General features: G+C 37.5%; 14 protein-coding genes. 4 read left to right on the forward strand and 10 right to left on the reverse strand.

The window, feature by feature from the left end; genetic code table 11:
• Window positions 1–32: 32 nt before the first annotated feature.
• A complete protein-coding gene (locus HMPREF9456_RS01405; protein WP_006841660.1) occupies window positions 33–1,073 on the reverse strand; it encodes a linear amide C-N hydrolase in 1,041 nt (346 codons plus the stop codon).
• Between the two features lie 137 nt (window positions 1,074–1,210).
• Window positions 1,211–2,548, reverse strand: a complete 1,338-nt coding sequence (locus tag HMPREF9456_RS01410; protein WP_006841661.1) for a dihydroorotase — start codon at window positions 2,546–2,548, stop codon at window positions 1,211–1,213.
• A 227-nt stretch (window positions 2,549–2,775) separates the two neighbouring features.
• Here HMPREF9456_RS01410 and HMPREF9456_RS01415 point away from each other — a divergent pair, with 227 nt between their 5' ends.
• Window positions 2,776–4,122 carry a hypothetical protein gene (locus HMPREF9456_RS01415; protein WP_006841662.1) on the forward strand — a complete coding sequence of 449 codons (1,347 nt, stop codon included), beginning with the start codon at window positions 2,776–2,778 and terminating at the stop codon, window positions 4,120–4,122.
• Between the two features lie 235 nt (window positions 4,123–4,357).
• On the opposite strand, the gene HMPREF9456_RS01420 is transcribed toward HMPREF9456_RS01415, so the two are convergent.
• The 6 genes from HMPREF9456_RS01420 to HMPREF9456_RS01445 all read right to left on the reverse strand — a co-directional run bounded on the left by HMPREF9456_RS01420 (window position 4,358) and on the right by HMPREF9456_RS01445 (window position 9,287).
• On the reverse strand, window positions 4,358–4,579 hold the full coding sequence (locus HMPREF9456_RS01420; RefSeq protein ID WP_006800744.1) for a DUF2795 domain-containing protein: 222 nt from the start codon (window positions 4,577–4,579) through the stop codon (window positions 4,358–4,360).
• 68 nt (window positions 4,580–4,647) lie between these two features.
• The gene (locus tag HMPREF9456_RS01425) at window positions 4,648–5,208 is read right to left on the reverse strand and encodes a cob(I)yrinic acid a,c-diamide adenosyltransferase (protein WP_006841663.1); all 561 of its coding nucleotides are present in this window, start codon (window positions 5,206–5,208) and stop codon (window positions 4,648–4,650) included.
• 11 nt (window positions 5,209–5,219) lie between these two features.
• Window positions 5,220–5,900, reverse strand: a complete 681-nt coding sequence (locus tag HMPREF9456_RS01430) for an O-methyltransferase (protein WP_006841664.1) — start codon at window positions 5,898–5,900, stop codon at window positions 5,220–5,222.
• 1 nt (window position 5,901) lies between these two features.
• Window positions 5,902–6,627, reverse strand: coding sequence for a porin family protein (locus HMPREF9456_RS01435; RefSeq protein ID WP_006841665.1), 726 nt, complete (start codon window positions 6,625–6,627; stop codon window positions 5,902–5,904).
• Window positions 6,628–8,379, reverse strand: coding sequence for an amino acid ABC transporter substrate-binding protein (locus HMPREF9456_RS01440; RefSeq protein WP_006841666.1), 1,752 nt, complete (start codon window positions 8,377–8,379; stop codon window positions 6,628–6,630).
• A 176-nt stretch (window positions 8,380–8,555) separates the two neighbouring features.
• Window positions 8,556–9,287: a lysophospholipid acyltransferase family protein gene (locus tag HMPREF9456_RS01445; protein WP_026176996.1), complete on the reverse strand. Its 732-nt coding sequence runs from the start codon at window positions 9,285–9,287 to the stop codon at window positions 8,556–8,558.
• Between the two features lie 142 nt (window positions 9,288–9,429).
• Here HMPREF9456_RS01445 and uvrB point away from each other — a divergent pair, with 142 nt between their 5' ends.
• The 3 genes from uvrB (at window position 9,430) to HMPREF9456_RS01460 (ending at window position 12,762) form a co-directional block, all read left to right on the forward strand.
• On the forward strand, window positions 9,430–11,451 hold the full coding sequence (gene uvrB / locus HMPREF9456_RS01450; protein WP_006841668.1) for an excinuclease ABC subunit UvrB: 2,022 nt from the start codon (window positions 9,430–9,432) through the stop codon (window positions 11,449–11,451).
• A 362-nt stretch (window positions 11,452–11,813) separates the two neighbouring features.
• Window positions 11,814–12,050, forward strand: coding sequence for a hypothetical protein (locus HMPREF9456_RS01455; protein WP_006841669.1), 237 nt, complete (start codon window positions 11,814–11,816; stop codon window positions 12,048–12,050).
• Window positions 12,051–12,114: 64 nt separating this feature from the next.
• Window positions 12,115–12,762, forward strand: coding sequence for an NAD(P)-dependent oxidoreductase (locus HMPREF9456_RS01460; RefSeq protein WP_006841670.1), 648 nt, complete (start codon window positions 12,115–12,117; stop codon window positions 12,760–12,762).
• Between the two features lie 119 nt (window positions 12,763–12,881).
• Here HMPREF9456_RS01460 and HMPREF9456_RS01465 read toward each other — a convergent pair whose 3' ends face one another.
• Window positions 12,882–13,871, reverse strand: a complete 990-nt coding sequence (locus tag HMPREF9456_RS01465; protein WP_006841671.1) for a PhoH family protein — start codon at window positions 13,869–13,871, stop codon at window positions 12,882–12,884.
• 253 nt (window positions 13,872–14,124) lie between these two features.
• On the reverse strand, window positions 14,125–15,618 hold the full coding sequence (locus tag HMPREF9456_RS01470; RefSeq protein ID WP_006841672.1) for a glycoside hydrolase family 125 protein: 1,494 nt from the start codon (window positions 15,616–15,618) through the stop codon (window positions 14,125–14,127).
• Between the last annotated feature and the right edge of the window lie 3 nt (window positions 15,619–15,621).

Raw genomic sequence — 15,621 nt, forward strand, 5'->3', positions numbered from 1 at the left:
TTGGCTTTGTTGTTTATATTCAGTCTTACGTATTAGTTATCTATTCCTTGAAATTTGAAAGGCTTGGCATCTATAAAGTCTTTGATTGTGTTTCCTGAATAGGAATTTCCGTTTACCAAATCCAGCATCTTTACCGGGGCTTTTTCCGAAAAATTTATGTCTTTGAAATCAACCCAAACTACATTCGGGTATAGAGTTGATTCGAAATAATACACTTTGTTTTTCTGATCCGAAACGGTTCTCCATCTTGTAGAAGAAATATTCGGCTCATTCGGTGTAGTTATACCATAAGGAACAGAAGCGTTGCGAATAACACTAAACACACTGGCTACAGCGATGCGTGTATCGTCTGTTTGAGGGATGGAGTTGATATAATAAGATGCTCTTACAAAACGGTCTGCTGCACGGTTTGTGCCGGGAAGAAATGTTAGACCTCCAATATTTTTCCAGTAATCGTTTAATGCCAATTGTTGATCAAAAACAGGCGAATTGGTCATTACCTGATATGATCTGTCGTGGTGTATTTTCAATTCTCCGTTGATATACTCAAATATAGCATTATCGCCTGTGGCATCGGATATAGATAAGTGTAAAGTAGCCATACGAGAGCCATCATGCATCATATCGGATATGACTTCGAAATCTCTCTTCTCCATCGCTGTAACGGCTTCGCTTACTGTCCCGAAGTTGTCGAGCATATATTGTACCCAAGCGGCGATTGACAATGCAGGCTTCTTGCCGTCCCAATTCGGATACGAAGATTCAGCTAACCAAAGGAGATTGGCTACCAATCCTTTCTCATTCATACCGTCGGTGCTACAGATATCATAGGCAGAGGCTATAACACTGCCGTACTTTGAAGTCCATTTCATAGGGTTTTTGCCCACTTCGCCACTACGCTCCATTCCTCTTGGGAATATCCAAAGGTTGCTACGGCTGTCCTCTTTCCAGTCCATAGAGCGGGCTGTGAGGATCGTGTTGTTTGGGCCTTGATAAACAACTCGTGTACAAGCATCTATTCTGCCAAACTGAAGCGCAAGAATGAAGGAAAGAACAATACCAAACTTTTTCATAATTAGATTGAAGTTTATGAGTGAATTACTCTCTATTTAACAATTTAACTTAAATGAAAGTTTCGTATTATCTCTATTTTATCCTAGAGATCTTACATTTTCTATTTTTGGGATGATGTTTCTTGAGTGAATAGAAGTTATCGATCAAACTTCAACATTTCGCCTCTTACTTCGTTTACGACTCCGTTTTCGAATGCTATTTTTCCGTTCAAGAATGTTTTTTCTATCGTGGTAGACATTGTTTCACCCTCTAGTGGAGCCCATTTGCATTTATACAGAATATTATCTCGAGTAATCGTATATGGTTTATTGGGGTTTACGAGTACAAGGTCTGCAAAGTATCCTTTACGGATGTATCCTCGTTTATGTATTTGGAACATTATAGCAGGAGCATGACACATCTTATTTACAACCTGCTCTTTTGATATTTTACCTTTTTTAGATAGCTCCAGCATCATCTGCAATGAGTGCTGAACCAATGGTCCTCCCGATGCAGCTTTCGAGGCTCCTCCTACTTTTTCTTCTATCAGATGCGGAGCGTGATCTGTTGCTATCACATCTAGTTTTCCTTTTAGCAGGCCTTGCATAAGAGCACCTCTGTCTTGCCTTGTCTTTACCGAAGGGTTCCACTTTATGCGCGTGCCGTACTTTGAATAGTCTTCGTCCGAAAACCAAAGGTGATGTACACACACTTCTCCTGTTATTTTCTTTTCTGTAAGCGGTTTGATGTCAAACAAGCTGATTTCTTTCTCGGTGGAAAGGTGAAGAATGTGCAGACGGGTCTGATACTTATCCGCTAATTCGATGGCTTCGGCAGAAGAGCGATAACATGCCTCTGCGCTACGGATGAGCGGGTGGTACTGAATTGGTATATCTTCGCCGAATTCTGCTTTATATTTTGCCAGATTTTCTCTGATGATCTCTTCTTTTTCGCAATGTGTAGCAATGAGCATGTCTATTTCGGCAAAAATGGCTTGCAATACTTTTTTGTCATCTACAAGCATGTTGCCGGTTGACGACCCCATAAAGACTTTTACACCACATACTTCTTTTTGGTTTACCTTCTTTAGCTCGGCGAGGTTGTCGTTTGTAGCACCCATATAGAAGGAGTAGTTTGCGTAGGATTTTTGTGCGCCTATCTCAAACTTTTGTTCCAGTAATTCTATGGTTGTCGTTTGCGGATTTGTGTTTGGCATTTCCATAAAGGACGTTACTCCACCTGCTATCGCAGCACGGCTTTCGCTCGCAATATCTCCCTTGTGAGTTAGTCCCGGCTCACGAAAGTGCACCTGATCGTCTATTACTCCGGGAAGCAACCATAAATCTTTGGCATCTATTATTGTTGCTTTGTTGAGAATTGTTTCAGGAACTTCTTCCGATCTATATATTTCAGATATAATGTCTTTTTCTATCAATACGGAGCCTACAAATGAAGTTCCTTCGTTGATAATGGTGGCTTTATGTATTAGTATCATATTGGAGATATTTCTTGCAAAGATAAGAAAAAGGAATATTATTGAAAGGAAGTTGCAAATTACTATCAGTGAAATCAATCGTAATAGAATTTAGGTTATGCGATGGAGGTAAGTTAAATACTTAAGAAGATGTATCTGCTTGCAAAATAGCACATATTATTATTGTCAGATAAAGATATATTTAATAGTTTTATAATAATAACTTTGCTCTATTAACTAATACAAATATGGATTCTATTAAAGAATTTGAAATAAAAATAACAAAAATTGCTGATTATGCATTTAGCTTTGGGACTCAATTTCTTCAAATAATCGGTAAAGGAAAGGAAATTAGTCAAGATTTTATAAAAAAACATAATGAATTATTTTTAACAGCTTGCTACGGTGGCCAAAAATTAGCACAAGATTTATTACTAAAAGAGATTATATATTACCAAAATATATTGAGAGATACTAAAGATAATTTAAAAGAGGTAAGGAGAAAAAGAGATAAAGTATTGGAAAATATGCTTCTTGCATTAATCAATCAAACTGAATATAGATTAAAAATATTAGCACATATTGCGGATAGCATAGCTTGGGTTCTTATTAGAGGTGAGATACATATTGCTCGCAGATTATGTATGGGAGATGAAGGGGTGAAATTCCTTGATTCTAATAATTTACAAAGCTTAATTGTGGTTGCTCAAAAAATTAATAAAGAACCCCTCAAAATAGCTCTCATATCTGATATAACATCATATATCCAAGTTGGAGATTTATTGATAGTCAATCCTCAAGGTCTTCAATTAGCTGAAGTGAAGGAAGGTAAAGTAAATATTGAAATTTTAGAAGTATTTAATCAATATCAAAATTTAGATATAGAGAATATTAATAAAACTGTATTCTATAATATTGAAGAATCAAAGCTCAAACAAATTAAGCGAATGCTTCGCCAACATAAACGGGCTTCGGATGTTATGGAAGTTATAAAAAATGATGAAGGCTTCGACCCTAAGTTTGATAGACACATTAAAGTTTTAACTCCATCTGTACAAACAGTTAAGTATTATGATAGAATTCATAAACTAATAAAGGTTTTAGAGTCTCAAGCATCTGCATATACTTGTATTGACGATTGTTTGCATATTGGTATTTATCGTGATGAAGGGCTTGTTTTAGCTGAGGGCGAAATAGAAACACTAATAAGTAAGAATACTCCTAATTACTATATGTTTGATTGGTTATCAATCATAAGCCAGGTGTCAGAACCGATATTCGCCAAACCCCTACCTAAGCCTTTTATTTTTGACGTCCTCCTAAACAGAATTAAAGTCATAATAGGGATTGATTTAGATGCTTTCATTAATACCTGCAACATAAATGGAGCTCCTGCAAGATGGATGTCTAAAAAAGAAACAGCTCAAGTAAGTCAAATGGGCAGTTCTAAATTTTTATTTATAAAAAATGGTAGAGGAATAGCAATAAATATAGGTAAAAAATCAGAAGAGATAGTTCTTGGAGGAGGTGTTATATCAAAAATGATATTTGATAATATATACCCATCCAATATAATACCAACTCTTATTCAATAATGTTGATAGAGTTCTCAATTATATCTCTCACCTAACCTCACAATCTGTGTCACCCCAAACACACCTCCCCTACAATTTCTAAAACCATTATCATTTAATGTTGAGGTTATCTCATTCCATGTTTTACTATTACACAGATACGTTTCAAACAATACAAAAAAAGAGATTAGAGTAATTACAAACTACCCTAATCTCTTTTTTATTTGTTTTTATAGCCTTTTACAACTCGTGGAGCTTAATACTCATCCTCGTTAAAAAAGAAATCTTCTTTGCTTGGATAATCAGGCCAGATGTCTTCGATGGTATCAAAGATTTCATCCTCATCCTCAATTTCCTGTAGATTTTCTATTACTTCAAGAGGTGCACCCGAACGTTGGGCATAGTCAATCAACTCCTCTTTTGTTGCAGGCCATGGTGCATCTTCTAGTTTAGATGCTAATTCTAGTGTCCAGTACATAATATTTTTATTTATTTTTATTTTTTGCCAGTTTGCTTATATTTTCCGCAAAAATATAACAATATTTCTTATATCAAAGCCTGATTCCAAAATATTTCATTTCCTTTCTTATTGCTCTCTTTTCTAGCGAGTAAGAAAAAGTAGTCGGAGAGCCTGTTTATGAACATTAAGACCAGATCATCCACCGGATATTCTTCCTTCACTTTGTATACGCAACGCTCAGCACGTCGACAAACGGTGCGGCAGATATGTGCCCGGGCAGCCGATTCGCTTCCTCCCGGCAATACAAATTGCCTCAACTGAGGTAGCTCGCTATCCATCCTGTCCATTTCATTCTCGAGGGTTGCTATATCTTTGTCTGTAATGATGCTGGCTGCTTTGGGTGGCATGGCTTCTGTCTCCGTTGCCAGATAAGAACCTACAGTAAACAACTTATGCTGAATAAAAGATAATATTTTTAGGTCGTGCTCATCTTCTATCTTTTCTGTAAGAAACCCGACAAACGAATTGAGCTCATCTGTCGTACCATAGGCATCAAGTCTCACATGAGCCTTTATCACACGTTTACCTCCTACAAGGGAAGTTGTTCCTTTGTCTCCGGTTTTGGTATATATGCCACTTTTCTTCATTCTCGTTTAGTTTAAAAACTGATTTTATATTCCCATCGGTAAAGAGTCTTGTCAAAAAATACGATACCAATGTTGAATAAGTCCAGTATTACTGTTCTGCTATCCATGCTTACGATGCATTTCCATAACGCTTGATTGCGTCTATTTGTTCTTATACCTCTTACAATTATAAATGTTTTTTCGTGACAAATATCATCTAAGTATCTACAAACATCTGATGGTAAGAGACTATAGTTGTTTAAATCGATAAGAATACAGTCTTGCTTTTCTTGTAGTTCGGGTAGCTGTGGATTCGTCAATAACTCTATATTTCTGTTCCATTCACTGTATAAACGTCTGGCAATACTATATTTCCTCTCGCTTGTTTCTATACTTATACACTTTGTATTGCTCGATGCTGCCGTCATACAAAGTGTATTCACTCCATATCCTGCACCTATTTCGAGTATTCTCTCTGCATTGAAATAGTTAACCAATCGAAATAAAAGCAAATTGTACTTCTTCAAGTGCAAAAAAACATAAGGATCTATAATGGTTCGTATATCATCATAGATATGATAAGGTGTTTTTTCTTCAATTACTTTATTTATCAGATTGAATACAAAGGGAGAATGTATGCCATGACCTCTATGATGGCGTATCTTATAAAGTATTTTTAACCCTGCTTTCGAGAGCTTGTATATGCGTGGCATATCAGAATAGCTTGACGTAATAGGTTAACTTACCGTAAATAACTCTGTTTGCCGATCTCGAAAAGTAGTCGGCCTTGCTGCTTTTATAAATATCTCCTAATCCGAAAGAATATCTTCCTTCCAAAGCAAAATTGCCGATACCCGTACGGAATTCTAGCCCGAGACCTGCCATTAAGGCATAATCGATTTTATTCTCAGCCATACGATAATATTGGTTGGTTTCGAATGATGGAGACACTCCGCTAGCTAAATAGTTTTCGAGTTTGTCGTTTATTTTCTCACTGTCACTTATCAGAAATCCAATTTTAGGTCCCAGATTGAAGAAGAACCGTACTTTGTTTCCGAAGTAGATATGTGTGAGTACGGGTAATTCAAAATAGTTTAATTGGTGAGAATGTTCAAAACCTAAATTTGCAAATGCGTCATTCTTGCTGAAATTTTGTTTCCACCCTTCTTGGCTATAGTTGAGCTCGGCAATGATACCGATATTTTTTTCAGAGATGTATCGTATAGCTATACCTCCGTGATACTGCATCTGGTTTTTTGTCGAGATGCGCATCTTATTTGCGTTTTCAGAGTTTGGGACGGATTGAAAATCCACAGATGAAAATGTGGGTCCGAAGCCTACACCTATGTTCCACTCAGGTTTGAAGTCTTTATTTTGTCCATACATGAATGAACCAAAAATAAAAGGTAGAAGCAATAATAATAAATATCTATTTACCATTTAATCAGTGATATCTATTTTTTCGAGACTCGAATTATCTTTATAGTGGATAAAGTATATACCGTTGTTTACATATCCTCCATTTTTATCATTTACTTTTTCGAAGTAAATGCAAGATTGTAATGTGGGTACATTTATATTGGATATATTATTTTCGAAAGAACTTCCATACTGTTTCAGTGCAGTTAAGAAGTAAAGACCTGTATCATATCCAAGATATCCCCATTTAGGGAACGAGTTAATCAGATTCTTATTGTACCACTGTTTGTAGTCATCCGCAAAGTTTTGCACAGCATTTTGTTGTTCGTTGAGGAAGAATATGCTGTAAATGTACGCATCATATTTATGGAGATTTTCTACCTGGCTGTTATATACCTGCCATTCGGGATAACCAAAGAGGCTGAATGGGGTGTCATTCGAAAGATTCAGCACTGCTGTTATTCTTCTTAATGTTGCTTCGGAAGACGATGTAGGTACGATTATATTGTTTGTTGCATTTGCTGCTGCTTTGAGGTCTTCACCCAAATTGCTCGATTTTGTGATCGTCTTCGATTGAATGCCCGCCTTGCTGAGGCTTTTCTTTAGATCGTTTACAAAGTCCATTTTATCATTGTTTGAGCCATCTTCCGATACGAAGATTATATTGTAATTTCTGAATCTTTTTACAAAAGCAGAAGTCACTTCGGGGTACAAAGATGAATGCGATGACGTCATTTGGAATAGCAGAGGTATGCCTGTAATCTCGCTGGAAGAGCCAAAAGGTATAACATACTTTATGCCTGTTTTTTTAGAGAATTTCACTAGGGCGTCTATCTGTTGTTTCGATACTCCTCCTATAATGAGGTGCATGTTTTTCATCTCATTGGTTTCCAAAAGGCTTTCAAGTCTTTTGGTGTTTTTTTCAGAGCCTGTATCGAATGTATATATCTCAGCATTCAGTCCCTTGCTTTTCAGGTCTTTCACCGCTAGTAAGAACCCTTCATAGTATTCGGCAAGCTTATCTTTAGATATACTTCCGCTATTGTCTGTGAATGGAAACAGGATACCTACTCTTACGGTTTCGCCTTTAGTAGCACGAGGAGCTTCGCTTTTTCTGGTGTTGTTTACTTGCGATATGTTGTTTTTAGATGTGGCTTCTCCGGCAGGTATGATTATTGTCATACCGTTTCTCAATCCCTCTGTTCTGAGTGATGGATTGGCATCCAATAAAGCTTCAACGCTTACATTGTTTGCTTTCCCAATGCTATATAGTGTTTCTTTCTTTTGTACTTTATATTCTTTGTTAGTCCTGGTTGTACCTTGTCCGGCATAGTTTGAAGTAGAAGAGCTTCCTCCAAACATCGGAATTCGGATGGTCTTACCTATGCTGAAAGTACTTTCTGTAAGTCCGGGATTTGCATTTTTCAGGTCATCTACCGATATTTTATAGAGGCGTGAAACCGAAAATAGCGTCTCTTTTGCTTCTATCAGGTGATTGCTGTAACTTGCTACGGCTTTCGCTTTCGATAGTAGAAGTTTGTCACCGGCCTTAATACCTTGCTCCGCTTTTGGGTTCAACTTATATATTTGCTGTACGGAAGTGTTATGTGCAGCAGCAATAGAATATACAGTTTCTCCTTTGGCTACAGTATAGGTGGTAATTTCATCCTTCGGTGTTTGAGTAACGGAAATTGATGTATTATATGCATACGAAAGACTTGAATGACAAGCTATCAGTATGAATGATAAAAATAATATATGCTTCAATTTCATTTCTAAATATTGTTATATGGTTAATCGCAAAAGTACAAAAAAATGAATGTTATCTTGTTATTTCCTGTCGTGATGTTTATTATGAATTAATTTTCTAACATTTATTAGGCTTCAGGGTTGCTTGTAGAAGCTTATCTACAGGCGTTCTGATTTTTGTATAGTTCTTTAAAGTTTAATTATTTATATTTTTCCCAAAGTCCCGAATATACTATTTCCCGGCAGTTATCTATAAATTCAGACATATTGTCTTCATTCAAATCTTTTGTCGAGATCGGCTCGTGTATTATCAGTTCCAGCTTACAAGGGTTCAGGAAATATGTATTTATTTTCATCAGGTCGTAAGGCCCGTTTACGGTTACAGGAACAACTTCCAGATTCATTTCTTTGGCAATAATAAAAGCTCCCCTTTTAAATCGTCCCATTTTGCCTGTTTTTGTCCGTGCCCCTTCGGGAAAGATTACCATTGATGATCCTTTTTTCAATTCAGCTTCGGCCTTTACTATCGTATCTTTCATCGATTTGAGATTAGACTGGTCTACAAATACATGCCCTGCAATCTCGGAAGCCTTTCCTACAAAAGGAAGTTTACGCAATTCTTGTTTTTGAACCCATTTTATATTTTGATTCAGATATCCGTAAATCAGGAATATATCGAAAGCCCCTTGGTGGTTTGGTACGAATATATATGATTTGTTTGGATCCAGTTCCCCGTTTCTGACAACATTTATTTTACACAGAGCAAGCCTGCATGCAAGTTTAGACCAATATTTTGGCGGGTAGTATCCCCAGAAAGTCCTGTTGCCGACCAGACATCCGATCATGACGGTTACGGCCGTGACAATAGTAGCTAAGATGAAAATAGGAGCAAAAATAAATAGCTCATAGAGGAATAGAACAATTTTTTTCATACTCAAAATATTCCGTTTGTAATACAAAAATACATTATTTAATTTGAATACATTTTTCATCATGAGTAGTTAATCCTATTTATTTAAGAATATAAATGCAAAATTCTTGTTATCTTTGATTTAGGAAAGAGGAAAATAACAGATGGATTTTAAATTAACTTCAAATTATAGCCCAACAGGAGATCAGCCGGCTGCGATAGCTGCTTTATCCGAAGGGGTTTTACAAGATATTCCGTTTCAGACATTGCTGGGAGTCACCGGCTCAGGAAAAACATTTACGGTAGCTAATGTTATTCAAAATGTAGACAAGCCCACATTGGTGTTAAGCCATAATAAGACACTTGCTGCCCAGTTGTATAGTGAGTTTAAGACATTTTTCCCCGATAATGCAGTCGAATACTTTGTTTCATATTATGACTATTATCAGCCGGAAGCATATATTCCGTCTACGAATACTTACATAGAGAAAGATTTATCTATCAACGATGAGATAGAAAAGTTGCGACTGGCGACTACAACGTCTCTCTTATCGGGTCGTCGTGATATAATTGTTGTATCTTCTGTGTCTTGCCTGTATGGCATGGGGAATCCCGAAGACTTTGAAAGCTCGACAATTAGCTTAAAGGTGGGGCAGAAAATTGTACGTGATGTCTTTCTCCGATCATTGGTTAGCGCTCTGTATTCACGTAACGAAGTAGATCCCAAAGCCGGCAATTTTCGTGTAAAGGGCGATACAGTGGATGTTTTCCTTGCTTATGGAGATCCTATTGTGAGGGTTGTTTTTTGGGGAGATGAGATAGAGAGCATAGAATGTCTCGATCCACTCACCGGAATAAAAATTGATAGTTATAACGATTTTAGGATTTACCCTGCAAACCTATTCGTAACCACCAAAGACCGTATGGATAGGGCAATTGGGGAAATTGAGATAGATCTGGGACGTCAAGTAGAGTTCTTTCAATCCATAGGGAAACCGTTGGAAGCTAAACGCCTTTATGAACGAGTAACTTACGATCTGGAAATGATCCGTGAAGTAGGACATTGCTCGGGTATCGAGAACTATTCGCGTTATTTTGATAATCGCAAACCCGGTACACGTCCATTCTGCTTGCTGGATTTCTTCCCAGATGATTTTCTTTTAGTAGTTGACGAAAGTCACGTGACTATTCCCCAGATACGAGCGATGTATGGAGGAGACCATTCCCGAAAGGAGAACTTGGTTGAATACGGTTTTCGCCTCCCTGCAGCTCTAGATAACAGACCTTTGAAGTTTGAAGAGTTTGAATCTCTTGTACCACAAACCATTTATGTGAGCGCAACGCCTGCCGATTACGAGCTGTTAAAATCAGAAGGGGTAATTGTGGAACAATTGATCCGCCCCACAGGTCTTTTAGATCCTCCCATTGATGTGCGTCCGAGTTTAAATCAGATTGATGATCTGATGGAAGAAATACAAATGCGTGTTGAGCAGAACGAGCGTACACTTGTAACAACTCTTACAAAACGTATGGCCGAAGAATTGACGAATTATTTGTCAAACAACGGAATAAGTTGTAGCTACATACATTCCGATGTGGATACTCTCGATCGCATTCAGATTATGGATAGCCTGCGCACAGGAGAATTTGATGTGCTGGTAGGAGTCAACCTTCTGCGTGAAGGGCTTGATTTACCCGAAGTTTCGCTTGTTGCAATCTTGGATGCTGATAAAGAAGGTTTTTTACGTTCACATAGATCTCTCACTCAGACAGTAGGTCGTGCTGCCCGTAATGTAAATGGAAAGGTCATTTTCTATGCCGATAAGATTACGGATAGTATGGCAAAGACTATCAATGAAACCAATCGCCGACGAGAGAAGCAGATGGCGTATAACGAGGAGCATGGTATTGTACCTAAACAAATACAGAAAGCCCGCACATCTGTGTTCACGCAGCGTAAAGGAGAAGATTCTGCTATTCCTCAGCCATACAGTCAAGATAGCATACTTTCTATAGCTTCGGAAGACCAAATGCAGTATATGAGTGCGGAAGAGCTAAAAAAAGCTATCGCAAAAGCAAAAAAGCAAATGTCTGCGGCTGCTAAAAAGCTCGAATTTCTCGAGGCTGCCCAATACCGTGATCAGGTGATTAAATTAGAAGATGAATTAAAGAGCAAAGGGAAGTGATCAGCTTCCTTTTTTCTTTTATATTCGCACCGCTTAATTATTTCTTTATTTCTCCCGCTTTTATCTCAAATAACCTCCCAGAAAGGATTGTATTTTGTTAAGTTTTTTATTTTCATTAACTTAGCGTATCCTGACATTGGCAAAGCCTAAGATTTGTTATTTATAGTGCTTTTGTCTTCTTATTTGTAAAGTTTCTATAAAACATTTGGAAATATGCACTTTAAGTGTTATATTTATCTATTTCACATAAATATGACAGTTTTCCAAAACTACATGTGATATAATTTTGGTGAAGTAGAAGGATATTCTGCCTCTTTAAAAATTTGCATTAATCGCACAATTAAATTAAAAAATCAAATAAAATGAGTGTACAACAAACAACTCCTAAAGCAGGGAGAAGAACTGCTATGAAACGGACTGAAAGACAGACTCCGGAAGATACGTTAAGAAGAATAATAGAAGAACATAAAAAAGATATGGGAGAGACAGTATGGCTCAAAATTAATGACAGAACCCATATTGAAGTGGCTGCCAGTCTGACCGAAGATGAGCGAAAAAAAAGAGTGGAAAATTATCTCGAAAATATTGGTCGCAGATAGTAAAAGCGATAAAATATAAAAGGTAATCATTTTTTAATAACATTATAAATCAATTGTATATATTATGAAAGTAGCATTAATTGGGGCAACCGGGTTTGTGGGTTCTCAACTATTAGAAGAATTGTTGTCGAGGGATCATGAAGTGACAGCGATTGCACGAAATGCTGATAAAATAGAAGTGAAGAATGATAAGCTAACCGCTGTGAGTGTTGATATTAAAGATACAGACGCTCTAACAGAGGTATTAAGAAATAATCAGATGGTAATATCTGCATACAATGCCGGTTGGGATAATCCGAATATTTATAACGATTATATTGATGGCTATGAGTCGATACAAAAAGCGGTTCGTGCAGCAAATATCAGACGCTATTTTGTAGTCGGCAATGCCGGTACTCTTTATATAGGAGGGACTCAATTGGTAGACACTGAAGATTTCCCGGCTAAAATGAAAGAAGGCGCAAAAGCGTCGCGAGATCATTTTGATAAGTTGAGGCGAGAAACATATCTTGATTGGGTATACCTTTCTCCACCTACAGAAATGAATGAAAATATAACTACAGGGCGAACAGGACGATTCAGAATGGGAAAAGACGAGCCTGTTATGAGAGATGGCACGGCCTCTATTTCTGTTCAGGATTTGGCTATCGTTGTTGCTGATGAAGTCGAAAACAGAAAACACTCCCGCCAGCATTACACTGTAGGATACTAATTGCTTCGGATACACGACTATACTATAAATACCGAACGGGTACAATGTAACATTAACATTGTACCCGTTTTTTATTCTATATGACGTTATTTATGACCGATAAAATCCTTTAGGACAGGTTATACCTCTTTTTTATCATACTCCTTCTTTTCTTTTTTCTCTAAGGTTTTTTCTCGTTTATCCTCTTTCTCGTATGCTTCAACAATTCTTTGAACCAGTTTGTGACGGACAATATCTCCTTTGTCAAATTCGATATGACCAATACCTTTCACGTCTTTGAGTACCCGCAAAGCATGTTTAAGGCCTGACTGTTGAGACGCAGGAAGGTCTATTTGAGTAACATCGCCTGTTATAATCATTTTCGCATTCATCCCAAGGCGGGTCAAAAACATTTTTATCTGAAGTACAGTGGTGTTCTGCGCTTCGTCAAGTATGATTACTGCATCGCTAAGAGTTCGCCCACGCATAAAGGCCAACGGAGCAATCTGTATTGTTTTATTCTCAATATAGTCTTTTAGCTTGGCAGGAGCAATCATATCTTCCAGCGCATCATACAATGGCTGTAGATACGGATCTATTTTCTCTTTCATATCTCCCGGCAGAAATCCAAGTTTTTCTCCGGCTTCAACAGCAGGACGACTCAGGATTATCTTTTTCACCTCTTTGTTTTTCAATGCTTTTACAGCCAAGGCTATTGCCGTATATGTCTTACCCGAACCCGCAGGACCGATACCAAATACCATATCATTTTTATAAAAGCTATTTACAAAATTCTGTTGGTTTGGTGTGCGTGCAGAGATAGGCTTCCCATTCACTCCGTATATAATCAGATTCTCTTGCTTTACTACATTGGGAGAGTTGCCTTTAACGATATCTATAATGTCTTCTTGAGTTAGCTTATTTCGGTCAACAGAGAATTTCTCCAACTCTCTGATCTTTTCTTCGAATAAAGGAACATCTTCTGCATTCCCTGTTACTTTGATAGCGTTTCCCCGTGCAACGATATGTAATTTAGAAAAGAGCGTTTTTATTAATTGTAAATTGGAATTATTTATGCCGAAAAAGACTACCGGGTCTACGTGTTCTAAAATAATTATTTGTTCTATCATTCAGTTTAATTATCAACAAAGTACCATAATGATTTTAACTTGGTTAGTCGGGTTCTGTATAATGTAATGGTTCACAAATATAATTATAATCTTCAATATTTTAGGTTTTTCTTAATTTAAACAAAAATGTATTTTGAGAAGTCAGTCATTCTTGTTTCAAAGAAAGGATGAAGCAAAATATTATTGCTGTTATAGAAAACAAAAAATCGTGCAAGTAAAACTTGCACGATTCCTTCATGTTTTAATTTTGGTTTTATTTTATGTCATTCAATAAGTCAACCTTACCTTCGTTCACCAATTTGAGGATTAACTCTCCAAACAAGGTATTTTGCCAAGCAAACCATTCACGAGTAAATTTGTTCGGATCATTTACATTAAATGATTCGTGCATAAAGCCTGTATTTGCATCGGTGTCTATCAGCATTTTTATGCACCACTTTATTTCCTGATCATCCTTACTTGTAAAGGCCTTCATCATAATACTCATAGGCCATGCCATGTCGTAACCGATATGCGGTCCTCCGATACCTTCACCCGCTTTTCCACGGAAGAAATAAGGATTATCTTCGCTCCACACATATTTGCGTGTATTCTGGTAGATAGGGTCATTTGCATCTACATCTCCCAAGTATGGCATAGCCAAAAGGCTTGGAACATTTGCATCGTCCATCAATAGGTGATTTCCAAAGCCATCAACTTCGAATGCATAGATTTTACCATATTTAGGATGGTTGTAAACGGCATATTCTTTCAACGCAGTTTCAACTTCCTGAGCAAGGTCAATACATTCTTTAGCCTGAGTAGGTTTTTTATTTACCTCGGTCAATATTTCAGCTGCTTTTCTGAGAGATGATACAGCAAAGAAATTAGATGGTACAAGGAATTGCAGAGTAGTTGCATCATCCGAAGGACGGAATGAAGAAACGATTAACCCTACAGGCTTCACCGGAGCACCCAATCCTCCATTGTTTAATGTATCCAATGCTCTGTCTGTTACACGAAGGAAAGAGTAAGGACCTACACCATCTTTGCGCTGTTGTTCTTTAAATGTTTGTAAAACCAGCGTGATTGCTTGTAGCCATTCTTCATCGAAGATGCTTGTATCACCTGTGGTTTTCCAATAGTGATATGCTAATCGAATAGGGTAGCATAGCGAGTCTATTTCCCATTTACGCTCGTGCAATTCCGGCTTCATCGCTGTACCGTCCGACATCCACTGATGATCGGGATTTGGATCATACGGATCAAGGAACGCATTTGCATACGGGTCAATAATGATGCACTTGAACTGACGGCGAATAACTCCCGCTAGCATTGCTTTTAGTTCAGTGTCGCTATTTGCTAACTGTACGTAAGGCCAAACCTGTGCTCCTGAATCGCGTAGCCACATCGCATGGATATCTCCTGTGTATACCACAGTGTCATCTTTTCCATTGCTCTTTCTGTGTCTTACCGTTGTGTCCAGTGTATTCGGAAAACAGTTTTCAAACATCCATGCCAGTTTTTGATTTTTCAGCATTTTTTTGATGCGTACTATTTCGCTTTCTACAGCCTTCGACTGGAATAGACGTTTGTCTACCGCAGGACGGTTGCTTTTGTAAGGATCGTCCTTTTTGATAGCAGTGTTATCCTGAGATAAAACTGTATTATTTTCTAATTTGATCAAGGAGCCAGCTTCTGCCGATATTGCCGTCATACTCGCTAAGCATAGTCCTATGATCCCTTTTTTTATGTAGTTATTTTTCATAAT

The sequence above is a fragment of the Dysgonomonas mossii DSM 22836 genome, assembly GCF_000213575.1.
Taxonomy (GTDB): Bacteria; Bacteroidota; Bacteroidia; order Bacteroidales; family Dysgonomonadaceae; genus Dysgonomonas; species Dysgonomonas mossii.

Bases quoted from the DNA above. Each gene is read 5' to 3' on its own strand.
- HMPREF9456_RS01405 (WP_006841660.1), bottom strand. From the start codon at position 1,073: ATGAAAAAGTTTGGTATTGTTCTTTCCTTCATTCTTGCGCTTCAGTTT.
- HMPREF9456_RS01410 (WP_006841661.1), bottom strand. From the start codon at position 2,548: ATGATACTAATACATAAAGCCACCATTATCAACGAAGGAACTTCATTT.
- HMPREF9456_RS01415 (WP_006841662.1), top strand. From the start codon at position 2,776: ATGGATTCTATTAAAGAATTTGAAATAAAAATAACAAAAATTGCTGAT.
- HMPREF9456_RS01420 (WP_006800744.1), bottom strand. From the start codon at position 4,579: ATGTACTGGACACTAGAATTAGCATCTAAACTAGAAGATGCACCATGG.
- HMPREF9456_RS01425 (WP_006841663.1), bottom strand. From the start codon at position 5,208: ATGAAGAAAAGTGGCATATATACCAAAACCGGAGACAAAGGAACAACT.
- HMPREF9456_RS01430 (WP_006841664.1), bottom strand. From the start codon at position 5,900: ATGCCACGCATATACAAGCTCTCGAAAGCAGGGTTAAAAATACTTTAT.
- HMPREF9456_RS01435 (WP_006841665.1), bottom strand. From the start codon at position 6,627: ATGGTAAATAGATATTTATTATTATTGCTTCTACCTTTTATTTTTGGT.
- HMPREF9456_RS01440 (WP_006841666.1), bottom strand. From the start codon at position 8,379: ATGAAATTGAAGCATATATTATTTTTATCATTCATACTGATAGCTTGT.
- HMPREF9456_RS01445 (WP_026176996.1), bottom strand. From the start codon at position 9,287: ATGAAAAAAATTGTTCTATTCCTCTATGAGCTATTTATTTTTGCTCCT.
- uvrB (WP_006841668.1), top strand. From the start codon at position 9,430: ATGGATTTTAAATTAACTTCAAATTATAGCCCAACAGGAGATCAGCCG.
- HMPREF9456_RS01455 (WP_006841669.1), top strand. From the start codon at position 11,814: ATGAGTGTACAACAAACAACTCCTAAAGCAGGGAGAAGAACTGCTATG.
- HMPREF9456_RS01460 (WP_006841670.1), top strand. From the start codon at position 12,115: ATGAAAGTAGCATTAATTGGGGCAACCGGGTTTGTGGGTTCTCAACTA.
- HMPREF9456_RS01465 (WP_006841671.1), bottom strand. From the start codon at position 13,871: ATGATAGAACAAATAATTATTTTAGAACACGTAGACCCGGTAGTCTTT.
- HMPREF9456_RS01470 (WP_006841672.1), bottom strand. From the start codon at position 15,618: ATGAAAAATAACTACATAAAAAAAGGGATCATAGGACTATGCTTAGCG.